This is a genomic window from Streptomyces sp. 8K308, assembly GCF_004348315.1.
Lineage (GTDB): Bacteria > Actinomycetota > Actinomycetes > Streptomycetales > Streptomycetaceae > Streptomyces.
In genome coordinates this window covers 1-23244 of the sequence record NZ_SMKC01000081.1, presented here as the reverse complement: position 1 = coordinate 23244, position 23244 = coordinate 1, and the positions used below count along the sequence as shown (strand labels likewise).

Sequence of the window (23244 nt, the reverse complement as noted above, 5' to 3'; positions counted from 1 at the left end):
CCCCTCCACCACTCCCGTCACCAGTTCGTCGGCCGCCGCGTAGGGGTCGAGGGTGCCGGCCAGGATGCGGTCGGCGAGGGTGGTGAGGCGGCGGTCGCCGCGGAGGTCGGCGATGCGTTCGCGAAGGGTCGTGACCGCGATGGTCTCGACCTCACGGGCCGCGCGGCGGTGGCGGCGGGCGGTGAGCTCGCCGTGTTCGTCGAGCCAGGCGCGGTGCTTGTCGAGCGCGGCGACGACGTCGTCCACGCCCTCGCCCCGGGAGGCGACGGCCCTGACCACCGAGGGGCGCCAGTCGCCTGGAGCGCGGGCCTCGCCGAGGCCCAGCATGTGGTTGAGCTCGCGGACCGTGGCGTCCGCGCCGTCCCGGTCGGCCTTGTTGACCACGAAGATGTCCCCGACCTCCAGGATGCCGGCCTTGGCGGCCTGTACCCCGTCGCCCATGCCGGGGGCGAGCAGCACCACCGTCGTGTCGGCCTGGGCGGCGATCTCCACCTCGGACTGGCCGACGCCGACCGTCTCCACCAGGATCACGTCGCAGCCGGCCGCGTCCAGCACCCGCACGGCCTGGGGGGCGGCCCAGGCGAGGCCGCCGAGGTGGCCGCGGGTCGCCATGGAGCGGATGTAGACGCCGGGGTCGGAGGCGTGCTCGCCCATCCTGATGCGGTCGCCGAGGAGCGCGCCGCCGGAGAAGGGGGAGGAGGGGTCGACCGCCAGCACGCCGACCCGACGGCCGGCGCGGCGGTAGGCGGTGACCAGGGCGGAGGTGGAGGTGGACTTGCCGACGCCCGGGGCGCCGGTGAGGCCGACGACGTAGGCGTGACCGGTGTGCGGCGCGAGCGCGGCCATGACCTCGCGCAGGGCCGGCGAGGCGCCCTCGACCAGGGAGATCAGCCGGGCGACGGCCCGGGGCCTGCCCTCCCTGGCCTGGGCGACCAGCGCGGCGACGTCGACCGTGCGCCCGGTCACGAGCGGGCGGGGACGCGGAGGACGAGCGCGTCGCCCTGGCCGCCGCCGCCGCAGAGCGCGGCCGCGCCGACGCCGCCGCCGCGCCGGCCGAGCTCGAGGGCCAGGTGCAGGGCGAGGCGGGCGCCCGACATGCCGATGGGGTGGCCCAAGGCGATGGCGCCGCCGTTCACGTTCACTCTTTCGGGGCCGATTCCGAGGTCCTTCATTGACTGCACGGCGACGGCCGCGAACGCCTCGTTGATCTCGATCAGGTCGAGGTCGTCGACGGTCAGGCCCTCCCGGTCAAGCGCCCGCCGGATCGCGTTCGCGGGCTGCGACTGCAACGAGTTGTCGGGACCCGCGACGTTGCCGTGCGCGCCGATCTCAGCGATCCACTCCAGGCCGAGCTCCTCGGCCCTGGCGCGGGACATGACGACGACGGCCGCCGCGCCGTCCGAGATCTGGGAGGCGGAGCCGGCCGTGATGGTGCCCTCGCCGGCGAACGCGGGGGCCAGGCGGGCCAGCGACTCGACCGTGGTGCCCGGGCGGATGCCCTCGTCAGCGGCGAACATCACCGGCGCACCCCTGCGCTGCGGGATGGCCACCGGGACGATCTCGGCGTCGAACAGGCCGCCCTCGCGGGCCGCCGCGGCGCGCTGGTGGGAAGCGGCGGCGACCGCGTCCTGCTCCTCGCGGGTGATGCCGAGCTTCGCGTTGTACCGCTCGGTCGACTCGCCCATGGCGATGCCGTCGAAGGGGTCGGTGAGCCCGTCGAGCGCCATCGCGTCCAGCATCTGCACGGCCCCGTACTTGACGCCCTCGCGGGACTTGGGCAGCAGGTGCGGCGCGTTGGTCATGGACTCCTGGCCGCCGGCGACGACCACCTCGAACTCGCCGGCCCTGATCAGCTGGTCGGCCAGGGCGATGGCGTCGAGCCCGGAGAGGCACACCTTGTTGACGGTGAGCGCGGGCACCGACAGCGGGATGCCGGCCCGCACGGCGGCCTGGCGGGCGGGGATCTGGCCGGCGCCCGCCTGGAGCACCTGGCCCATGATCACGTACTCCACCTGTTCGGGCGCGACGCCGGCCCGGCTCAGGGCGGCCTCGATCGCGAAGCCGCCGAGCTCGGCGCCGGAGAACGACTTCAGGGAGCCCAGCAGCCGGCCCATGGGGGTCCTGGCACCGGCGACGATCACCGAGCCGCCGCCGGACGGACGCCGTTGCGAAGAAGTCATGGTCATGGGTCCCTCCGCGGAAGATTCGGGAGTGAACGATCGTTCACACCAATGTACAGAGCGTGACGGAGAAGGGCACCGCCGCGTACCTGTGACGGTGGGCACGTTGCACCACCGCGCCAAGGACGGTGCACTAGGGGGATGTTGACTCGAATCGATCACATCGGGATCGCCTGCTTCGACCTCGACGCCACCGTCGAGTTCTACCGTGCCACCTACGGCTTCGAAGTCCATCACTCCGAGATCAACGAGGAACAGGGCGTCCGCGAGGCCATGCTCCGCATCAACGGCACCGACGACGGCGGTGCCTCCTACCTCCAGCTGCTCCAGCCGATCCGGGACGACTCACCCGTCGGAAAATGGCTGGCCAAGAACGGTGAGGGCGTGCATCACATCGCCTTCGGCACCGACGACGTCGCCTCCGTCTCCGAGGAGATCAGGGACAGGGGCGTCCGGGTGCTCTACGACCAGCCCCGGCGCGGTTCCATGGGCTCGCGCATCACGTTCCTGCACCCGAAGGACTGTCACGGAGTGCTCACGGAAATCGTGACCGCCGCCGCCCCGCACGCATCAGGAGACACCTCGGGCCACTGACGCGCGCTGCCCCGGCCGGTAGAGTGGCCCAGCCGGGGCAGTGACGTGATTCTCGTCCCGAGTTCGGCCGATGACCGGATCTGCTACACCACGACCAGGGGACGGATGGGACCGCGCGGTGCCTGGCTACGACACCTACCAGGCTGACGACCACCTCTCGCAGCTCGAGGCCGAGATGGGCCGGCTGAAGAAGGAGCGCGACAAGGCGGTCGATCACGCCGACGACCTCGGCTATCAGGTCGAGGTGCTGCGTGCCAAGCTGCACGAGGTGCGCCGCGCCCTTGCCCTGCGCCCGGTCTACGGCGACGCCCAGGCCCACGCCGAGCAGCTGCTGCGGAGCGCGCACCACCAGGCCGACCAGATGCGGGCGGAGGCCGAGCGCGAGCTGCGCGACGCCAGGACCAGGTCCCAGCGGGTGCTCCAGGAGCAGGCCGAGCAGCGCGCCCGGATGGAGGCTGAGCTGCACGCCGAGGCCGTCGGCCGGCGGCAGCGCCTCGACGAGGAGCTGGCGCAGCGCCGCTCCACCGTCGAGTCCCACGTCAACGAGAACGTCGCCTGGTCCGAGCAGCTGCGGGCCCGCAGCGAGGCGCAGGCGCAGCGGCTGCTGCAGGAGACCAGGGCCGAGGCCGAGCGCACCGTCAGCCAGGCGCGGGCCGAGGCGCTGCGGCTGACCGAGGAGACCAGGCAGCGGCTCGCCGCCGACGCGGAGGCGGCGCGCGCCGAGGCCGAGGATCTGGTGCGCCGCGCCAGGGCGGACGCGGAGCGGCTGCTCGCCGCCGCCTCGGCGCAGGCCCAGGAGGCCAGCGAGCACGCGGAGCGGCTGCGCGCCTCTACGGCGCAGGAGACCGACTCCGGGCGACGCGAGGCGGCCGCGCTGGTACGCAAGGCCGAGGAGCGCGCCGCCGCCACGCAGACCGAGCTGCGGGCGGCCCGCGAGGAGGCGGAGCGGCTGGTCGCGGAGGCCACCGCGGAGGCCGAGAAGCGGAAGGCGGCGGCCGACTCGGAGTACGAGCAGCGCACGGCGACGGCCAAGGCCGAGATCGCGCGCATGGTGTCCGAGGCCACCAGGGACGCGGAGAACCGCCGCGCCGAGGCGCAGCACGCGCTGGACGAGGCGCGCGCGGAGGCGGAGCGGGTGCTGGCCGGGGCGGCCGAGGAGGCGCGCTCCAAGTCGGCCGAGGAGTACGCGGCGCAGCTGGCGGACGCGGCGCGCACCGCCGAGGAGGTGCTGACCAAGGCGGCGGCCGAGGCGCAGGCCACCACCAAGGCGGCGACCGAGGAGGCGGAGCGGCTGCGCGCCGAGGCCGAGGCGGAGGCCGACCGGCTGCGCGCCGAGGCGCACGACGTGGCCGAGGAGCTCAAGGGCGCCGCGCAGGACGACACCAAGGAGTACCGCGCCAAGACGGTCGAGCTCCAGGAGGAGGCCCGCCGGCTGCGCGGCGAGGCCGAGCGGCTGCGCGCCGACGCCGAGGCGGAGGGCGAGCGCACCAGGGCCGAGGCGCGCCGCGAGTCGGTGCAGCAGATCCAGGAGGCGGCGGCGCGGGCCGAGGAGCTCCTCGCCCAGGCCAAGGCCGACGCCGAGGAGCTGCGGAACTCGGCGACCAGCGAGAGCGAGCGGGTGCGCACCGAGGCGATCGAGCGCGCCACCACCCTGCGCAACCAGGCCGAGCAGTCGCTGAAGAAGGCGCGGAGCGAGGCGGAGAAGCTGCGCGCCGAGGCCGCCGAGCACGCCGAACGCACCACCCAGGAGGCCGAGGAGACGGCCCGTCGGGTGCGGGCGGAGGCCAGGGAGGCGTCCCGGGCGGAGCGTGACGCGGCCTCGGCGGAGCTCGAGCGGCTGCGGGCCGAGGCCGAGCGGCGGTTGGCCGCCGCCGAGGACGCGCTGATCGAGGCGCGGGTCGAGGCGGAGCGGCTGCGGGCCGAGGCCAACGCGGACATCGAGCGGCTGCGCGCCGAGGCCGCCGACCGGATCAGGGCGCTGACGGAGCAGGCCGAGCGTGCCGCGCAGGAGCTGCGGGACGAGGCGCTCAACGACGCGGCCAGGTTCCGCTCCGAGGGCGAGGAGCTGGCGATCCGGCTGCGCGGCGAGGCGATCGCCGAGGGCGACCGGCTGCGGGACGAGGCCAGGGCGGCCGCGGACCGGGTGCGGGCCGACGCGGGAGCGGCGGCCGAGCGCACGGCGGCCGAGGCGGCCGAGGCGCTGGCGGCGGCGCAGGACGAGGCGGCGCGGCTGCGCCGCGAGGCGGACGCGCTGCTCGCGGACGCGCGGGACGCGGCGCACGCCGAGCGTGCCCAGGCGCGGGTGCAGAGCGACGAGTTGCTTGCCTCCGCGCGGGCCAGGCTCGACGAGGCGGAGCGCCGGGCCGACACGCTGGTGGCGGCGGCCGAGCACAAGGCGCAGCAGGTGCGGGACTCGGTGTCCGGGCTTCGCGAGGCGGCGGAGGCGGAGATCGCCACCCACCGCGCGGAGGCCGAGCGGGAGGCCGCCCGGGTGCTGCGCGAGTCGGCCGAGGAGAAGGAGGCGGCCTCGGCGCTCGCCGAACGCACCGTCAAGGACGCGATCGCCGAGGCCGAGCGGCTGCGCACCGAGGCGTCCCAGCACGCGGAGCGGATCAGGGTCGAGGCGGACGAGATCCAGGACCGGGCGCGCCGCGAGGCGTCCCGCAAGCGCGGCGAGGCGGCGGCGCAGGCCGACGAGTTGCTGGCGAAGGCCCAGGAGGAGTCGCTGCGGATCGCGGCGACCGCCGAGGAGCAGTCGGACACGATGGTGGCCGCGGCCCGCAAGGAGTCCAACCGGATCATCGCGGAAGCGCAGGAGGCGGGCAGCGAGCTGGTGGAGTCGTCCCGGCGGGACGCCAACCAGCTGCTCGACGAGGCGCGTCGGGACGCGGCGGCGACGCGGGACCGGGCTGAGGAGCTGCGTTCGCGCGTCGAGTCCGAGGTCGAGGAGCTGCACGACCGGGCCAGGCGCGAGTCGGCCGAGCAGGCGCGGGCGGTGGGCGAGCGCGTCGACAAGCTGATGAAGGCGGCCGAGGAGCAGCGGGCCGAGGCGCGGGCCAGCGCCGAGAAGCTGATCGCGGAGGCCAACGCCGAGGCGAGCAAGGTGCGGATCGCGGCGGTGAAGAAGGCGGAGTCGCTGCTGAAGGAGGCCGAGCAGCAGCGGGCCCGGGTGGTGCGCGAGGCGCAGCAGACCAGGGCGGACGCGGAGCGCGAGGCGAAGCGGATGGTCGAGGACGGCCGGCGCGAGCTGGACCGGCTCACCCGCAGGCGTGAGGACATCAACGCGGAGATCTCGCGCGTACAGGACGTGTTGGAGGCACTCGAGTCCTTCGAGGCGCCCAAGCCCAGTGGGAAGAACGGCGGTCGGGGTGGCAAGCCGCCGGGCAGCGTGGCCGCCGCCGGCGGCGGTCCGCCGCGCCCGGGCGGGCGTCGTCTGGGGGCGTGAGGAGTGGTTGAAGCCACCCGTCCATATGGCCACTCGATTGAGCGGATGGGGCGAACATTCTCCACACAGATACCTGATCCGCTCGAAGACACGCCGGTTTGCCCCCTAGGATGATGCCTCCGAGGGCATGGACCCGTCCGGACCGTAGGCTTAGGAGCTCGACCTCGAAGCGCTGAACGCCCAGGCCCCACACCACCAACTCACTGAACCCGTCTGGAATCGACAGGAACCCCATGAGCGAAACTTCCTCCCCCTTCGGCTTCGAGCTCGTGCGGCGTGGATACGACCGCGGGCAGGTGGACGACCGCATCTCGAAGCTCGTTGCCGACCGCGACAGCGCACTCGCTCGGATCACCTCGCTCGAGAAGCGGATCGAGGAGCTCCACCTCGAGACGCAGAACGCGCAGGCGGCCATCACGGACGCCGAGCCGTCCTACGCAGGCCTCGGTGCCCGCGTCGAGAAGATCCTCCGCCTCGCCGAGGAGGAGGCGAAGGACCTGCGCGACGAGGCCCGTCGGGCCGCCGAGCAGCACCGTGAGCTCGCCGAGGGCGCCGCGCAGCAGGTGCGCAACGACGCCGAGGCGTACGCGGCCGAGCGCAAGGCCAAGGCCGAGGACGAGGGCGCGCGGATCGTCGACAAGGCGCAGAGCGACGCCGCCGCGACCCGTGCCGAGGCCGAGAAGGACGCGCAGAACAAGCGCGAGGAGGCGGACGCCCTCTTCGAGGACACCCGCGCCAAGGCGGCCCAGGCAGCGGCCGACTTCGAGACCAACCTGGCCAAGCGACGCGAGCAGTCGGAGCGCGACCTGGCGTCCCGTCAGGCCAAGGCCGAGAAGCGCCTCGCGGAGATCGAGCACCGGGCGGAGCAGCTGCGCCTGGAGGCCGAGAAGATGCGCACGGACGCCGAGCGTCGGGCCCGCCAGACGGTGGAGACCGCGCAGCGCCAGGCCGAGGACATCGTGGCGGACGCCAACGCGAAGGCCGACCGGATCCGCAGCGAGTCGGAGCGCGAGCTCGCGGCGCTGACCAACCGTCGGGACAGCATCAACGCCCAGCTGACCAACGTCCGCGAGATGCTGGCCACGCTGACCGGCGCTCAGGTCGCGGCCGTCTCGTTCGACGATGACGACGACAAGGCGGGCGACAGCCTGAGCAAGGGAGTGCCGGCGCAGCAGTCGCGCTGACGCCGCCTCACCCCTCGATCACCCGAACGGTCACTCGAACGGCGCAGGGATCGCAGCCCCACCGGGCGGCGGTCCCTGCGCCGTCCTAGCGTTTCAGGCGTGATCGAGCTGTCGGACCTGACCAAACGGTACGGCGCGAAGACCGCGGTGGACGGGTTGACGTTCACCGTTCGTCCCGGCGTGGTCACCGGCTTCCTCGGGCCGAACGGCGCCGGCAAGTCGACGACGATGCGGATGATGCTGGGGCTCGACCACCCGACGAGCGGCGAGGTCAGGATCGACGGGCGGCGGTACGCGGAGCTGAGAGATCCGCTGACGTACATCGGCGCGCTGCTCGAGGCGCGCGCGGTGCATCCGGGGCGCACGGCCCACCACCATCTGCTGTGCCTGGCGCAGAGCAACGGGATCCCCCGGCACCGGATCGACGAGGTGCTCGACCTGGTCGGTCTCTCCGCGGTGGCGCGGAAGCGGCCCCGCGGGTTCTCGCTCGGCATGGGGCAGCGGCTCGGCATCGCGAGCGCGATGCTCGGCGATCCGCGGATCCTGATGTTCGACGAGCCGGTCAATGGTCTCGACCCGGAGGGCATCCACTGGATCCGCAACCTGATGAAGCGGCTGGCCGCCGAGGGCCGGACGGTGTTCGTCTCCAGCCATCTGATGAGCGAGATGGCGCTGACGGCCGAGCACCTGGTGGTGATCGGCCGGGGCCGACTGCTGGCCGACACGTCGATGGCGCGGTTCATCGAGGAGAACGCGCGGACGTTCGTGCTGGTGCGCTCGCCGGACGCGGAGCGGCTGCGGGAGGTGCTGGTAGGGGCCGGCCTCGCGCCGGCGCCCCGGCCGGACGGCGGGTTCGAGGTGGAGGGGGGTGACGCGGCGCGGGTCGGTGAGCTCGCGGCCGAGCACCGGCTGACGCTGCACGAGCTGAGCGTGCGCCAGGCGTCGCTCGAGGAGGCGTTCATGCGGCTCACGCACGAGACGGTCGAGTACCAGGCGCACGACGGTGGCGACGATGAGCTGGAGTGAAACGGGGCGGGTGCTGCTCTCCGAGTGGACGAAGATCCGCTCGGTGCGGTCGACGGTGTGGACGCTGGCGACGGCGCTGGTGGTGACCGTGGGCCTCGGCATGCTGATCTGCCTGCTGATCCGCAACACCTTCGACGATCTGTCGGCACACGACCGGATGACGTTCGATCCGACGCTGACGAGCTTCGCGGGCACCTCGCTCGGGCAGCTGGCGATGATCGCGTTCGGGGTGCTCGTGGTGTCGGGCGAGTACAGCACGGGGATGATCCGGGCCTCGTTGGCGGCGGTGCCGCGGCGTGGGCTGCTGATGTCCGCGAAGGTCGCGGTGGCGACGGCGCTGGCGCTCGCGGTGGGGATGGCGACGAGCTTCCTGACCTTCCTGCTCGGCCAGGCGGTGCTTGGCTCGCACCGCACGCACCTCGGCGAACCGAACGTGCTGCGGGCGGTGTTCGGTGGCGGGCTCTACATGGGGCTGATCGCGCTGTTCGCGATGGGGGCGGCGTGGATGCTGCGCAGTCCGATGCTGTCGTTCGGGGTGCTGATCCCGTTCTTCTTCATGATCTCCAGCATCCTGGCCAACGTGTCGGCGACGGAGAAGCTGGGCCGTTATCTGCCGGACCAGGCCGGCTCGTGGATCATGTCGGTGGTGGACACCGGGGATCGTCCCTACGGCCCGTGGGCGGGGCTCGGGATCATGGTGCTGTGGGTGGTGGCGGCGCTGCTCGGCGGCTATCTGGTGCTGCGGCGGCGGGACGCCTGACGGGCGGTCCTGCGGTCGCGGGCGGTCCAGCAGGGGGCGTGCCAGTGGCGGCGGTCCTCGACGGCGCCGAGTTGGGGCCAGGTGACGACGTGCGGCACGCCTGGCGGGATCTCCTGGTCGCATCCGGGGCAACGGTAGTGCTTCAGCGCGGCGGCGCCGGTGACGCGGCGGACCACCCATTCCTCGCCGCGCCAGGTGTCCGTGCTCTCCAGGCCGTATACGCGCTGGGGCGGCTGGGGTCGCGGGCAGGGCCGGTTTCGACGCGGGGACACGGGGCACCTCGGGTGGTCTGGGCGGCTGGCTCGCCGGTGAACAGGCCGGTGTGTCGAGTTTACGCAGCGACCGGGGCCGCCCCGAGAGCCGCATCAGACCGCTAATCACCCGATCATCACAAAAAAATGCCATTGGCCCGTGCCTTTGGCACGTGTCACCCGTTGTTCCGAGCGGGCACCCCTTGAGTCAGGGGGCACCGCGGTGTTGCGGAGGCTTTCGGGGAACACCGCAAGGCTTGGCGAGAGGGGCGAAGGTGATCAACACCCTACGGATAGGGACATTTGTGCTGGCCGGTCAGTATCCGGGGCAGAGCCACCGGGAGGCACTCGCGCGGGCGATGAGATCCGCGGTGGTCGCCGACGAGGTCGGCCTCGACTCCGTCTGGCTCGCCGAGCACCACTTCGTGCCCTACGGCATCTGCCCCTCCGCCACCACCCTGGCCGGGATGCTGCTCGGGCGCACCCGCAGGATCCGCGTCGGCACGGCGATCTCCGTGCTGACCACGGCCCATCCCGTCGCGCTCGGCGAGCAGACCGCGCTGCTGCACCTGGCCTCGGGCGGCCGGTTCACGCTGGGCGTGGGGCGCGGCGGCCCCTGGGTGGACCTCGAGGTGTTTGGCGGCGGCGCCGCGGCGCTCGAACGGGGCTTCCCCGAGTCCCTCGACCTGCTGCTGCGCTGGCTGCGCGAGCCCCGGGTCGCGGCCGCCGGCGAGCGCTACCGGTTCCGCGAGGTCCCGGTCGTGCCGCGGCCGGCGGAACCACCCGAGGTGGTCGTCGCCTGCACCTCCCCCGGCACGGTGCGCACCGCCGCCGAGCGCGGGCTGCCGATGCTGCTCGGGATGCACGTGGGGGACGAGCAGAAGGCCGAGATGGTCGCGATGTGGCGGGCCTGGGCCGCGGCGGCCGGGCACCCGCCCAAGGAGATCGCCACCGCGGGACACGTGTCGGCCGGGGTGCTGCAGGTGGCCGACAGCCGCTCGGAGGCCGTCCAGATCCTGCGCCGGGCGCTACCCGGCTGGCTGCGCCTCGGCCTGTCCGCGCACCAGACGCTGGACGGCCGGCCGCGCCGGATGCGGGACCCGCTTGAGTACACGGAGCTGCTGTGCGAGCTGCATCCGGTCGGCGATCCACAGCTGTGCGCCGACCGGCTCGCGGCGACCGCCGAGCGCACCGGCATCAGCCGCTTCGCCCTGCTCGTCGAGGGTTCGGGCGAGGTGGCCAGCACCGAGATGAACATCAGGCGGCTCGCGGACGAGGTGTTGCCGCTCCTGCCGCACCGCGCGGCCGGGGCGGCGGCCGGGGTGGGGCGCGCGGCACCCGACGGGCCGGCGGCCAAGGCGGCCGGCCCGTCCGACAGCGTCAGCAGTCCCGCAGCTCCGCTGACTGGTTGAGTATCTGGCTCCTGACGGACGTGAACCTGGCCCAGGCGTCGTCGGAGGCGGCGTCGAGGGGGAACACCGCCACCCGGTGACAGTTCTGGAAGGCCAGCTTCACCCCGAAATGCCGCTCGAGCGCGCCCCGGATGGCGTCGCTGGCGAGCGCGCGTAGCAGCTGCCCACGGGCGTGCTCACTAGGCGGGGGTGTGGTGTTGTCGGCGAACTCGCCCCCGTCGACCTTCAGCCGGGCGACCAGATTGCTGATCATGTCCCAGGCGAAGGGCAGGGATGTTCGGACGCAGTCGACGAACTCCTTCTCGTCGACCTCGCCTCGCTCGGCCTGCTCAAGCAGCACCGGTGAGACGTCGAGCGACATCGGATTCTCCTCTCGGACCCCTGGCGAGGGGGTCTGGCGGACGGGCCCCGGGCACCACGCCGCCCGTCACCGCGTCCAAGAGCGGGTACGTGTGTCGGGGCGGCGACGTCCCGTGGCCAACGGTAGGCGTCCTGGCCCGCACATGTCAGTGGAATGGGCAGATAACTGGCCATCACCAAATCCCGCCATTCTCCTCCTTTTCCCCAGCCCCACGCGCACCTTGAGCACGAACCGGCCGGCGGTCGCGGGGGCGCCGCAGACCAGCGGCATGCCCGATCGGGCACCGCTCCAGGCGACCCGCCTTCCCCCGCCGGCGGGCGGCGCTCGCCGCGCCAGCGGCGACTGGCCACGCCGCCGGCCGCGCGGCCAGCGCCTCGCGCTATCGCTCGGCGAGCCAGCGGTAGCAGAGTTCGGGGCGCCCGACCTGTCCGTACTGCGGGCGGCGCTCGGCCCGGCCGCTCTCCACCAGGTGTTCCAGGTAGCGGCGCGCGGTGATCCGCGAGATGCCGACTGCCGCACCGGCCGCCGAGGCCGTGACGCCGTCCTCGCCGGACTCCCGCAGCACCCGGGTGACGGCCGTGAGCGTCGGGCCGCTCATGCCCTTCGGCAGCGCGGCCGGCCGGGGCGCGCGCAGCGTTGCCAGCGCCCGGTCCACCTCCTCCTGGCCGCCGGCCTCCCCCACCGAGGCGCGGAACTCCGCATACCGCACGAGACGCTCACGGAGCGTGGCGAAGGTGAACGGCTTGAGCACATACTGCACCACGCCGAGCGACACGCCCTCGCGTACCACCGCCAGGTCCCTGGCCGAGGTCACCGCGATCACGTCGGCGCCGTGTCCCGCGGCCCGCAGCGAGCGGACCAGACGCAGACCGTGGCCGTCCGGCAGGTAGAGGTCGAGCAGCAGCAGGTCGACCGGCGTGCGCTCCAGCAGCCGCTGCGCCTCGCCCCCCGAGTGCGCGGTGCCGCGCACCACGAACCCGGGCACCCGCTCCACATAGCGGCCGTGCGCCTCGGCGGCCAGCGGGTCGTCCTCGACGACCAGCACCCCGATCTCCTCCGTCACACCCCCACCCCCGTCCGCAGCGGCAGCCGGACGACGCACAGCGCGCCGCCGGCCGGCGCCCGGGAGATCTCTATCGTGCCCCGGTTGCGCCGCACCGCCTGCCTGACCAGCGCCAGGCCCAGGCCTCGCCCGACGCCCTGCTCGCCGGTCTTGGTCGACCAGCCGCGGCGGAACACGTCCTCCACGGCGTCCGGCGCGATCCCGGCGCCGGTGTCGGCGACGCTCAGCAGCAGCTCGCCGTCGACCGCCCGGACGGTGACGCTCACCCGGCCGGGGGCCGCGCCGTCGCCGCAGGCGTCCACCGCGTTGTCGATCAGGTTGCCAAGGACGGTCACCAGGTCGCGCGGCGCCAGGTCGGGCGGCAGCACCCCGTCGTCCATCCGGCTCTCCGGGGTGAGCAGCAGCTCCACGCCCCGCTCGTTGGCCTCGGCCGCCTTGCCGAGCAGCAGCGCGGCCAGCACCGGCTCGCCGACCGCGCCCACCACCTGGTCGGTGAGGGCCTGGGCCAGCTCAAGCTCGGCGGTGGCGAACTCCACGGCCTCGTCGGCCCGACCGAGCTCGATCAGCGAGACGACGGCGTGCAGCCGGTTGGCCGCCTCGTGCGCCTGGGAGCGCAGCGCCTCGGCGAAGCCGCGCACCGAGTCGAGCTCGCCGGCCAGCGACTGCAGCTCGGTGTGGTCGCGCAGGGTCACCACCGTGCCGTGCCGCTCGCCGCCGGAGACCGGCGAGGAGTTGAGCACCACGATCCGCTCGTCCGTCACGTGCACCTCGTCGACCCGGGGCTCGTCGGAGAGCAGCGCCTCGGTCAGCGGGCGCGGCAGGCCAAGGCGGTCGGCGGGCCGGCCGAGTTGGTCGCCGGTGAGGCCGAGCAGCTCCCGGCCGGCGTCGTTGATCAACGCGATCCTGCCCTCGGCGTCGAGCAGCAGCAGGCCCTCGCGGACGGCGTGCAGGGTGGCCTCGTGGTAGTCGTGCATCCGGCTGAGCTCGGCGGCGTTCATGCCGTGCGTGTGCCGGCGCAGCCGGGCGTTGATCACATAGGTGCCGACGCCGCCGATCGCCAGCGCGCCGACGGCCACGGCGAGCAGCGCGGCGACCTGGCCAGCCAGCCTGGCGCTGATCTCCTCGACCGTGATGCCGGCGCTGACCAGGCCGATCACCCGCCCGTCGGCGTCCTGCACGGGGGTGACGACGCGGACGGAGCGGCCCAGCGTGCCGGTGTAGATCTCGGTGAACGTCTCGCCGCGCAGCGCGGAGTCGGTATGACCGAGGAACGTCTCGCCGATCCGGGCCGGGTCCCGGTGGGTCCACCGCTCGCCGTCCGGGGCCATGATCGTGACGAAGGTGATCCCGCCCTCGTCCATCACGCGCTCGGCGTAGGGCTGGAGCACGGCCGACGGATTCGGGCCGGCCGCCGCCTCCCGAACGGTCGGCGAGTCGGCCATGGCCACCGCCGCCGCCGTCACCTGGTCGCGGGCCGCGTCCTCGGCCTGGGCGCGGTCGGTGAGGTAGGCGAAGATCGCGCAACCGGCCACCACGGCCGCCACCAGCACCACCTGCATGGCGAAGAGCTGGCCGGCCAGGCTGCGCGGCCCGGGCAGCCGCGACGCTCGCGCCGGGCGGAGGAAACGGGGGAGGTACATGCCGCCAGTGTGCCCGGATGATGACGATGGCCGAAACCCGCTCGTCACGCGCGCTCACGCGACCGTCATGAACGTAATGAACGTAAGCGTGACCCCGGTCACAGGGGGGTGCATATTCACCTGGACGTCGAGGCGACGCCTCCGTTCGGCAACGTTCGGCGACCCGGCACCAGAGCCGCACACTCCACGAGGACGAGGAGACGAGAACCGTGGCTGCGCAGACCCCCACCGAGCCCCAGCAGGGCGGCAAGACCAGACGGGATCGAACCCACTATCTCTACATCGCCGTCATCGCGGCAGTGGTCACCGGCATCGTGGTGGGCCTCGCGGCCCCCGACGTCGGCGTCGAGCTCAAGCCCCTCGGTACCGGATTCGTCAGCCTGATCAAGATGATGATCTCCCCGATCATCTTCTGCACGATCGTGCTCGGCATCGGCTCGGTCCGGAAGGCCGCCAAGGTCGGCGCGGTCGGCGGTCTGGCGCTCGGCTACTTCATCGCCATGTCCACGCTGGCGCTGGCCATCGGCCTGGTGGTCGGCAACATCCTGGAGCCCGGCCAGGGCCTGCACATCACCGAGGCCACGGCGGACGTCGGCGCCTCCCAGGCCGAGGGCGCGTCCGAGTCCACCACGGACTTCCTGCTCGGCATCATCCCCACCACGATGGTCTCCGCCTTCACCGAGGGCGAGGTGCTGCAGACGCTGTTGATCGCGCTGCTCGCGGGCTTCGCGCTGCAGGCCATGGGCTCGGCCGGCGAGCCGGTGCTGCGCGGCATCGAGCACATCCAGCGTCTTGTCTTCCGCGTCCTCGCCATGATCATGTGGGTCGCGCCGGTCGGCGCCTTCGGCGCCATCGCGGCGGTGGTCGGCGAGACGGGCGTGGACGCGCTGCGCTCGCTCGCGGTCATCATGATCGGCTTCTACCTGACCTGCGTGGTCTTCGTCTTCGGCATCCTCGGCCTGCTGCTGCGGGTGGTCGCCGGCGTCAACATCTTCTCGCTGCTGCGCTACCTGGGCCGCGAGTTCCTGCTGATCCTCTCCACCTCGTCGTCCGAGTCGGCCCTGCCGCGCCTGATCGCCAAGATGGAGCACGCCGGCGTCAGCAAGCCGGTCGTCGGCATCACCGTCCCGACCGGCTACTCCTTCAACCTGGACGGCACCGCGATCTACCTGACCATGGCCTCGCTGTTCATCGCCGAGGTGATGGGCGACCCGCTGTCCATCGGCGAGCAGCTCTCCCTGCTCGGCTTCATGATCATCGCCTCCAAGGGCGCCGCGGGCGTCACCGGCGCCGGCCTGGCCACGCTGGCCGGCGGCCTCCAGTCGCACCGCCCGGAACTCCTGGACGGCGTCGGCCTGATCGTCGGCATCGACCGCTTCATGAGCGAGGCCCGCGCCCTGACCAACTACGCGGGCAACGCGGTGGCCACGGTCATCATCGGCACCTGGACCAAGGAGATCGACAAGGAACGGATGTCCCGGGTCCTCAGGGGCGACCTGCCGTTCGACGAGGCGACGATGGTCGACGAAGGACACGGCGCGCCGGCGGCGCCACCGGCGCCCGAGCTCGCCAAGCCGAAGGAGCCGGCCGGGGTCTGACCCTCAACCGCGCTCCGTGCCGGACGCGCCTCCCTCGCCACGTGGCGAGGGAGGCGCGCCGGCGTCGCGCACGGTCAGCGGATCGTCAGCGCGGAGGCGGAGTTGTCGCCCTTCGTCCAGGCCGACGACCACCGCCAACCCACCCAACGGGTACCGGTCGACGCGCACGGCCTGAACCACGCGCACGCCCCCGCCGTCCAGACGGACTGCCCGGCCCGCACGGTCACCGCCGCCTGCAATCGGCTCTTCCGTCTCCCCGCCGTCGAGCGTTCCTGGGCGAACATCCTGGACGAGGGTCGGGTCTTCGTGTGCGAGGTGACCGAGCTTGAGCTCGGCGCGCCGCAGGCGGCCGGGATGAGCGGGCTGTGCTTGTACGATTCCCGCAGGATGCCTTCAACTGGACCCCCACGCCGGACCACACCCTGACCAGGGCCCGCCAGGTCCAGGAGCTCCTGGTCGAATCCGGCCGGCACCAAGGGCCCGGCGCCGTGGATCTGATGACCGCGGCGACCACGGAACTCTCGGGACTCACCCTGATGCATGACGACTGCGACTTCGAAACCATCTCCAAGGCCATACGACAGCCGCACTGCTGGATCGCCGAGCGCGGCACGGTCCCCCAAACTCCCTCGTCCCAGGTGACCCGCACCGCTCATCTCCCGGCTTGGGCGGTGTTCTGAGCGTCGCGGTCCCCGCTCCCTCGTGCCGTCTCCTCTCGACCCAGACCGGACGGCACGTCACTCTTCAGTGGTGGGCTCGTGTGGAGGTTCCCGTACCGGAGGGCCGGCGGGACGCGCCCGAACGGTACGGCTCGTGGCAACGCCGCAGGCCGTTTCCGCCGGTTGGCCATGGACGGCAGGCTCGAGCGGATGCTGCGGACGCCGCCATGCCCGCTCTTCATGCCCAGCCCTCGGGAACGCGCCACAGCTGGGACTCGTTCCCGGATGTGCACGTGGTGAGGGTCAACTGCGCTCCCTGTCCGTTACTGGTCAGGCAGGTCGTGCCCCCGTAGTTCTTGATGTAATAGGCGCCGGACGGGCCGCTGACGATGACCCATTCGTCGACCTCCGCGCCCCAGCCGTAGGAGATGACCGCCCGCTGCTCGCCAAGACCCGTCTGGGAGAGGGGAGGGCCGTTCATGTTGCAGGGGTAGATTCTGTCGAAGGCGCTGTACTCGTGGATCCAACCGTAGGCGGTGGAGCCGCCCATGACCACCGCGGCGCCGTCCTCCGGGCTGTCCGAGGCCAGACCGATCCGCAGGCCGTTGCCGACGTTCGTGATGTGGCCCCAGCCATCGCCACCGCACCCTTCCGGCACCGTGGAGTCGGGGTCAGGGTCCGGGTCCACGGGGGCCGGATCGTCGGCTCCGCCGCCTCCGTTCCCACCCGACCCGCTGTCTCCGGTCTCACCCGTGTCCCCGCTGGAGCCCGACTGGCCGCCACCCGCGGAATCCTCGCCGCCCTGCTGCCTGTTCCCCGTCCCCCCTCCGCCGCCGTCCGCCGCCTGGCTCTCCTCGTCCGGGGAAGGCGAGCTGGCCGGGTCGGCCTCACCCTCCGACTCCGATTCCGACGGGCCCGGGGACACGGAGTCCGGTCGTTCGGCGCCGGGGCCCTCGGCCCCCGCCACCGCGCCCGTCGGCGCCGCCATACCGGGCGCGTCCGTGCCGGGTCCTCCGATCCCCGGATAGACGTAGACGACCGTGACCGTGCTCACCACGATCACGAGCGGAAGGATCAGGACGAGCGGCAGCCGCCGCCGCTTCCGATCCGGCCTGCCGCTCGGCGCGTCGCCCGGCTCGGCGTTCCCCTTCGGCGGAGTCGCGGGCGGAGTGGCGACGGGGCGGGGAGCCGCCTCGTCCGCGGCGACGCGTGCCATCGCCGCCATCACCGCCGCGTTCTCGTACCGGTCGTCGGGGCTCTTGGCGAGCGCCCTCGCGACGAACACGCGCACCGGTTCCGGGAACGCGTCGGGCAGTACCGGTGCGGGGTCCCTAACGTGCTTCAGCAACACCTCGATCGCGGAGCCACCGCTGAACGGCGGCTCGCCGGTGAGGAGGAAGTAGCAGACGGCGCCGATGGAATAGAGGTCGGACGCCGGGACGGTGCGGCCCTGGGCCTGTTCCGGCGCCATGTAGTTCGCGGTGCCGACCACGGCGTGCTCGGCGGTGAGCTTGGGGCTGTCTGGCGCGTGGGCGATACCGAAATCAGTCACCGTGACTCGACCGTCGGCGCGCAGCATCAGGTTCGACGGCTTGATGTCGCGGTGCACGATCTGCCGCTCGTGTGCGGCATGTAACCCGTCCAGCGCCTTGGCTGCGATGGTCAGCGCCTCGTCGGGCGGCAGGGGGCCACGCTCACGGAGCACGTCGTCAAGCGGCGTGCCGTCAATGAGCTCCATGACGATGTACGCGATCGTGAGGCCGCTCTCGGCCTCGGCGTCGGACTCGACCTCGCCGTAGTCGTGGACGTTGACGATGTTGGGGTGGTTGAGTGTCGCGAGGACCCGGGCCTCCCTCCTGAACCGCAGGGCGAAGGTGTCGTCGTCAAGCAGCCCCGGGCGGAGGATCTTGACGGCGACCTCCCGTTCGAGGACACCGTCCTCGGCCCGCCAAACCTCCCCCATGGCACCGCTGCCGATCCGCTCGGCCAGCGTGTAGCGGCCGCCAAGCACCGTCCATCGCCCCAACACACCCGACTCCCCCGGTTGATGAGCCTGCTTCCACCATGGTGCTCGCGTGGGTACCGTCCGCCGACAGGTCCTGCCCGCCGGCCCAGTACGAAAGTGCCTTGAATTCAGCGTAGTTGACCACAGCGGCCCCCGTATCTCTCCGCGTGAACGTCCGCCGACGTCCGCCGGCGCACCGTCGTGCCCTATGCCCCATTTCTCCCGATACCGCTTTCGGCACCCAGCGTGGACACACGGAGACTCGGCGTGGAGGAATGCCTCCGCGCTCCGGCGCCGTTTTCGGCGCGAGCAGGTCCCGTAGGCTGAGCGCATGCGTCTCGTCATCGCCCGCTGCTCGGTCGACTACGCCGGCCGCCTCACCGCTCATCTGCCCTCCGCGCCCCGGTTGATCCTCGTCAAGGCGGACGGCTCGGTCTCGATCCACGCGGACGACCGGGCCTACAAGCCCCTCAACTGGATGTCCCCGCCGTGCACGTTGAAGGAGGCCGACGGGGACGGCGGCGCCAAGGCGGTGTGGACCGTCGAGAACAAGGGCGGCGAGAAGCTCATCATCACGATGGAGGAGATCCTGCACGACTCCTCCCACGAACTCGGCGTGGACCCCGGCCTGATCAAGGACGGCGTCGAGGCGCACCTCCAGGAGCTGTTGGCCGACCGGATGGAGACCCTCGGCGAGGGCAGCACGTTGATCCGCCGCGAGTACCCGACGGCGATCGGTCCTGTCGACATCCTCGGCCGCGACGCCGAGGGCACGACCATCGCGGTCGAGATCAAGCGCCGCGGCGAGATCGACGGCGTCGAACAGCTCACCCGCTACCTGGAGTTGCTCAACCGCGACCCGCACCTGGCCCCGGTGCGGGGGGTGTTCGCGGCCCAGGAGATCAAGCCCCAGGCCCGGACGCTCGCGACGGACCGCGGCATCCGCTGCGTCACGCTGGACTACGACGCGCTCCGCGGCATCGAGGACGACAAGCTACGGCTGTTCTAGGCAGGCGCCAACGACCGAGGCGCCCTCTTGACCGTCGCCCCGCAGGGTGGACACGATACAGGGCGAGAAGCTTTCTCGATCATTCGAGCAAGGAGGCGCAATGCGCGCTCGGTTCCTCGGCAAAGACCCGAAGTCCCAGGAGGGCCAGTCCCCCACCCTGTTCGCCACCGATCGCACGGACCGCGTGACGTACATCGCGCAAGGGTGGAAGGTCACCGATCCCCAGGCGCTGGCCGACGTCGGTGACGTGCCCGACCACGAGACGCTGATCGAGATCCCCGAAGAGGTGCTCAAGATGTACGCCCGCCGCTACCTGGAGCAGGAGGGCCGGAACTGAGCCGCCTAATCAAGCCCGGCCCTGAGTTCGGTCAGCTCTTCCGCACCTTCGAGCACACGGCGTTCAGGCTGGAGACGCGCGACGCGTACAAGTCCGCGAACGAGGCCGAGGCGCTGCGCCAGTTCGTCGCGGGCGAACGGGTGGACCTGGGCTGGTTCCAGGGCTGGCTGACCATGATCCGGGAGGCCACGGCGGCCGGGCGCCGCTTCACTCGCGTCCGGGTGGTCACAACGCCGCTCACCGACTACAGCCGCTTTGGTGTCTTCTGCTCAGAGCACACCAACGCCGCCGGCGAGGACATCCGATACCTGGCCCGTCATGACGCGGCCGGCCTGCCGGAGTACGACTACTGGTTGTTCGACTCATCCAAGCTGGTGCGCATGCACTTCGATGACGACGAGAACTTCCTCGGTGGTGAGCTCATCGAGGATCCCGCCGTGGTCGTGAAGCACAATTACTGGCGCGATGCCGCCTGGCACCGCGCCATACGACGGGACGACTTTGCCCTCGAAACGGACGACTGGCATCACGAGCGTTCACCAGGCTCGTGATGCGCTCGGCAGGCGACTCCGTGAGCTGCGTGTGGCCGCCGGCCTCAGCGGTCGTCAGCTCGCGGAGTCGTTGTCATGGCCGCCCTCCAAGGCGTCGAAGTTGGAGAACGGTAGGCAGACACCAACCGACGCGGACATTCAAGCCTGGACGCGAGCCACAGACAGTCAGGACGAGACGGAAGCGTTGCTCGCTTCCCTGCACACCCTCGAAGTGCAGCACGCCGAGTGGCAACGTCAGCTCAGGACGGGGCTGAGGCCGCACCAACGTGAGATCGCCGACCTCGACGCCAGAACACGGCTTTTCCGGGCGTTCGAGTCCACCTTCGTTCCCGGCCTGCTTCAAACAGCTGAGTACGCGCGCTTTCGCTTCGCGCAGAGCATCAAGGTCTTCAGGGTGCGCGACGACATCGACGAGGCCGTGGCCGCGCGTGTGCGCCGCCAGGAGATCCTGTACCGGCCCGACAAGCGTTTCCACTTCGTGCTGACCGAGGCGGTGCTGCGCTACCGGCTGTGCCCGCCGGAGATCATGCTCGGGCAGCTCGACCGGCTGGTTTCCTTCTCCGCGCTGCCGAACGTGAGGCTCGGAATCATCGGCTTCGAGACGGCCTATGCGATCGCCCCCGCGCACGGCTTCTGGATTCTCGATACCGACCGCGTGATGGTCGAGACCTTCTCGGCGGAGTTGAACCTGGCCCAGCCGCAGGAGTTGGCCCTGTACGGCGGCATCTTCGACGCCCTGGCCGGTGCGGCCAGCTACGGCCGGACCGCGCGGGCGATCATCAACCGGGTCATCGACGATCTCGCCCCCGAACCCCCGGAGGATTGACGGAAGTTTCTCGGACACCCATCATTTGGCAGCATTTCGAGAAACCTCAAGAAACCTTCTTTGCGTGATGGCTGTTCCTCCCTACTCTCCCGTTAGGGACGCCGTAGCGGCGTCCGACCGGGAAGCCAAGGAGGTTGCGCACATGACCGCTACCACCCCGCCCGTCATCCGTGTCGAACTGCCCCAGGCATTCGATCCCCGCTGGTCCCGCCTGCCCGGGATCACCGTGGAGGACCGGCGCCTGACCATCACACCGTCCGAGTACTTCTTCCGTTTCGACTCCGCCTCCTGGCTGGTCTGCGACTGGAGCCTGGTCCGCGATCGGCTCCTGGACGTGGATGAGACGGCCGAGGCCGCGCTGGAGCAGACCGCACTGGAATTCATTCGCACGCACGGCCGCTCCACCACCGACGCCGCCGAGGTGCTGTCCATCGCCTTCGAGGTGTACTCCTACCTCTTCCGCGACGCGTTGCTGCCGGTCGGCGGACTCGAGCGAATCGGTCCCGGGGAGTTGCGCATGCTGCGCGAGGCGGCCACGCTCATGGCTCTGAACAAGGTCGAGCCGGACGGCGCGATCTCCAACGTCGGCCCGTGCTGGTTCTTCCCAGCCGCGACCTCGGTCGTCTTCGACCTCGACGAGGTGACCGGCGGCATGCTCGACGAGGTGTACCACAGCACATGGTTCAACGAGTCGCGGCGGGTGGAGTCCATCAAGGCCCACGCCGCCCTCGGTGGCCGGCTCGTGCACGGCTGCCAGTCCGTACCCGACCAGTCCGGCGGCGCCTGCCTGCCCTACGGCGCCCCCGTCGAGACCTTCCGCACCAGCCTGCGGGCCTTCCGCGACGAGTGGCTTGCCGCGGTGTACGCCTGCCGCACCAGCGCAGGAACCAACGCCTGACCGAGGGAACGGAGTTACCCGATGAACGCCGCGGAGGTGACCGCCATGTTGCCCGGTCTGTTGGCAGAGGCCGCCCTGCCCGACCACCCCGATCGCCGACCGATCCGGGTCTGGGCCCGCTCCGGTGTGGAGCGACTGACGTTCCCCGGCGGCGCGTCCGCGGTGTTCAAGTACGCCGAGGCGCCCTTCGACCACGAGGACCGTGTCCTGAGGGCCGTGGCAGCCGCCGGACTGCCGGTGCCCGCCGTCCGCGCCGCCCGCCACACGGAGGGGCTGCTGGGCATGCTGATCGAGGACCTCGGCGAGCCCGTACGCGCGGCCGACGATCTCCTCGGTGCCACCACCGCCGTCCAGATCCACCGCATCACCGCCCTGGCTGACCTGCCTCGCCTCGGTGAAGTCGAACTCGCGTCCCTCCCTGGGAAGATCGCCCGGCGCTTGGCCCGCCACGGTGCCTCCGACGACGCCCGCTCCGCGGCGACCGCCCTGTGCCGAGCCGCCGACACCCGAGCGAAAGACGCCGAGTCGCCACCGTTCGGCCTGGTGCACTCCGAGTTCCACCCCACCTCCCTCCACGTCGGCGCCGCCGGACTTCGGATCCTGGACCTGGCACGGGCCTTCATCGGCCCCGGTCTGCTGGACCTCGCCTCCTGGCACGGCACCACCACCGCCCCCGACGTCAACCGGGCCCACGCCTTCCTCACCGCCTACGCCGAAGCAGGTGGGCCGGCCGAGACCCTGGCGGATCGCGGTGGCCAGAACCCCGCCGCCTGGGCCCTCGGTTGGCATCGCGTGTGGGTGGCCGAGTGGTTCGCCCAGCAGATCGGCATGGGCTGGGCCGAAGGAGCCGAAGACACGTGGACGACCGTGATCACCCGACACCTCCTGGACGCCGCCGAGCTGCTGAACGTCTGACCCCACCTGCCCGACTCGAACTGACCAGACGGCCCGGCAACGGTCCTGACGCCTCGCTCCTCGGCGACCTGGCCGGAGCACTTGTGGTCGAACTCGGCTGTGGCAGTGGCCACAACCTCGCCCACCTCACCACCCACGGCGCCCGCTGCGTCGGCGTCGACAGCAATCCCGTGAAAATCCACCGAGCCCGCACCCTCTACGGCCATCTCCCCCGACTGCAATTCCGACACGAGAGCGCCGCCGACTGCCTGCGCGGCCTCCGACCCGGCTCTGTCGATGCCTGCCTCTCGATCTTCGGAGCCTTCTCCTTCATCGACCCTCGCCCCCTCCTGGCCGCCGTCGCCATCGCGCTGCGGCCCGGCGGACGACTCCTCATCGTCCTCCGCGCCGACGACCGCCACGACTACATCACCGTCCTCACCAGACGCTGACCGGTGGAAAGACAGGGAGAACCCGGCATGCTGCTCTACCTGGACATCGATGGGGTCCTCATCCCAGGCCCCGACGACCACGGCGACACCGCCCCCACC

22 protein-coding genes are annotated in these 23244 nt (G+C 71.8%); 15 read left to right on the top strand and 7 right to left on the bottom strand.

All coding sequences use genetic code 11. The features are described from left to right. Both meaB and E1265_RS14530 read right to left on the bottom strand, forming a co-directional pair. The coding region (meaB, locus tag E1265_RS14535) for a methylmalonyl Co-A mutase-associated GTPase MeaB (protein WP_132930723.1) at positions 1–966 on the bottom strand (966 nt) is incomplete at its 3' end. After that, a complete protein-coding gene (locus E1265_RS14530) occupies positions 963–2180 on the bottom strand; it encodes an acetyl-CoA C-acetyltransferase (protein WP_132930722.1) in 1218 nt (405 codons plus the stop codon). The genes meaB and E1265_RS14530, both read right to left, overlap by 4 nt. A gap of 141 nt (positions 2181–2321) precedes the next feature. Here E1265_RS14530 and mce point away from each other — a divergent pair, with 141 nt between their 5' ends. From mce to E1265_RS14505, 5 genes are all read left to right on the top strand, one after another. Beyond that, positions 2322–2774 carry a methylmalonyl-CoA epimerase gene (mce, locus tag E1265_RS14525; protein WP_132930721.1) on the top strand — a complete coding sequence of 151 codons (453 nt, stop codon included), beginning with the start codon at positions 2322–2324 and terminating at the stop codon, positions 2772–2774. A gap of 118 nt (positions 2775–2892) precedes the next feature. Then, entirely contained in the window at positions 2893–6219 is a 3327-nt protein-coding gene (locus tag E1265_RS14520; RefSeq protein ID WP_132930720.1) for a hypothetical protein, read from the top strand. A 233-nt stretch (positions 6220–6452) separates the two neighbouring features. Next, positions 6453–7403 (top strand): cellulose-binding protein, encoded by a 951-nt coding sequence (locus E1265_RS14515; protein WP_132930719.1) that lies wholly within the window; start codon positions 6453–6455, stop codon positions 7401–7403. A 99-nt stretch (positions 7404–7502) separates the two neighbouring features. Then, positions 7503–8429: an ATP-binding cassette domain-containing protein gene (locus tag E1265_RS14510; protein WP_132930718.1), complete on the top strand. Its 927-nt coding sequence runs from the start codon at positions 7503–7505 to the stop codon at positions 8427–8429. Next, a complete protein-coding gene (locus E1265_RS14505; RefSeq protein ID WP_132930717.1) occupies positions 8416–9189 on the top strand; it encodes an ABC transporter permease in 774 nt (257 codons plus the stop codon). Before E1265_RS14510 ends, E1265_RS14505 begins: the two co-directional genes overlap by 14 nt. On the opposite strand, the gene E1265_RS14500 is transcribed toward E1265_RS14505, so the two are convergent. Beyond that, positions 9159–9461: an ATP/GTP-binding protein gene (locus E1265_RS14500; RefSeq protein ID WP_132930716.1), complete on the bottom strand. Its 303-nt coding sequence runs from the start codon at positions 9459–9461 to the stop codon at positions 9159–9161. The genes E1265_RS14505 and E1265_RS14500 overlap by 31 nt on opposite strands. Positions 9462–9718: 257 nt before the next feature. Here E1265_RS14500 and E1265_RS14495 point away from each other — a divergent pair, with 257 nt between their 5' ends. Beyond that, on the top strand, positions 9719–10852 hold the full coding sequence (locus E1265_RS14495; RefSeq protein ID WP_243740785.1) for an LLM class flavin-dependent oxidoreductase: 1134 nt from the start codon (positions 9719–9721) through the stop codon (positions 10850–10852). On the opposite strand, the gene E1265_RS14490 is transcribed toward E1265_RS14495, so the two are convergent. The 3 genes from E1265_RS14490 to E1265_RS14480 form a co-directional block, all read right to left on the bottom strand. After that, positions 10821–11213: an SCO5389 family protein gene (locus tag E1265_RS14490; RefSeq protein ID WP_132930715.1), complete on the bottom strand. Its 393-nt coding sequence runs from the start codon at positions 11211–11213 to the stop codon at positions 10821–10823. The genes E1265_RS14495 and E1265_RS14490 overlap by 32 nt on opposite strands. Positions 11214–11592: 379 nt before the next feature. After that, complete coding sequence (locus E1265_RS14485) at positions 11593–12276, bottom strand: response regulator (RefSeq protein ID WP_132930714.1); 684 nt, start codon at positions 12274–12276, stop codon at positions 11593–11595. Further along, entirely contained in the window at positions 12273–13916 is a 1644-nt protein-coding gene (locus tag E1265_RS14480) for a sensor histidine kinase (protein ID WP_132930713.1), read from the bottom strand. Before E1265_RS14480 ends, E1265_RS14485 begins: the two co-directional genes overlap by 4 nt. 209 nt (positions 13917–14125) lie before the next feature. Here E1265_RS14480 and E1265_RS14475 point away from each other — a divergent pair, with 209 nt between their 5' ends. Then, positions 14126–15514 (top strand): cation:dicarboxylase symporter family transporter, encoded by a 1389-nt coding sequence (locus E1265_RS14475; protein ID WP_132930712.1) that lies wholly within the window; start codon positions 14126–14128, stop codon positions 15512–15514. Positions 15515–15879: 365 nt separating this feature from the next. Beyond that, positions 15880–16194 (top strand): hypothetical protein, encoded by a 315-nt coding sequence (locus E1265_RS38015; protein WP_207931074.1) that lies wholly within the window; start codon positions 15880–15882, stop codon positions 16192–16194. A 217-nt stretch (positions 16195–16411) separates the two neighbouring features. On the opposite strand, the gene E1265_RS14465 is transcribed toward E1265_RS38015, so the two are convergent. Continuing rightward, a complete protein-coding gene (locus tag E1265_RS14465; RefSeq protein ID WP_165953751.1) occupies positions 16412–18202 on the bottom strand; it encodes a serine/threonine-protein kinase in 1791 nt (596 codons plus the stop codon). 307 nt (positions 18203–18509) lie between these two features. Between E1265_RS14465 and nucS the strand changes: the two genes are divergently transcribed. From nucS to E1265_RS14430, 7 genes are all read left to right on the top strand, one after another. Next, positions 18510–19187: an endonuclease NucS gene (gene nucS, locus E1265_RS14460; RefSeq protein ID WP_132930710.1), complete on the top strand. Its 678-nt coding sequence runs from the start codon at positions 18510–18512 to the stop codon at positions 19185–19187. 100 nt (positions 19188–19287) lie between these two features. Then, positions 19288–19524: a hypothetical protein gene (locus E1265_RS14455; RefSeq protein ID WP_132930709.1), complete on the top strand. Its 237-nt coding sequence runs from the start codon at positions 19288–19290 to the stop codon at positions 19522–19524. Further along, entirely contained in the window at positions 19521–20075 is a 555-nt protein-coding gene (locus tag E1265_RS14450) for a DUF6879 family protein (RefSeq protein WP_132930708.1), read from the top strand. Before E1265_RS14455 ends, E1265_RS14450 begins: the two co-directional genes overlap by 4 nt. Then, the gene (locus E1265_RS14445) at positions 19990–20901 is read left to right on the top strand and encodes a helix-turn-helix transcriptional regulator (protein ID WP_132930707.1); all 912 of its coding nucleotides are present in this window, start codon (positions 19990–19992) and stop codon (positions 20899–20901) included. Before E1265_RS14450 ends, E1265_RS14445 begins: the two co-directional genes overlap by 86 nt. Positions 20902–21043: 142 nt before the next feature. After that, entirely contained in the window at positions 21044–21799 is a 756-nt protein-coding gene (locus tag E1265_RS14440) for a hypothetical protein (protein ID WP_132930706.1), read from the top strand. A 21-nt stretch (positions 21800–21820) separates the two neighbouring features. Further along, complete coding sequence (locus tag E1265_RS14435) at positions 21821–22714, top strand: phosphotransferase (protein WP_132930705.1); 894 nt, start codon at positions 21821–21823, stop codon at positions 22712–22714. Further along, complete coding sequence (locus E1265_RS14430) at positions 22657–23145, top strand: class I SAM-dependent methyltransferase (protein WP_165953750.1); 489 nt, start codon at positions 22657–22659, stop codon at positions 23143–23145. The genes E1265_RS14435 and E1265_RS14430 overlap by 58 nt, the downstream gene beginning before the upstream one ends. Positions 23146–23244 lie beyond the last annotated feature (99 nt).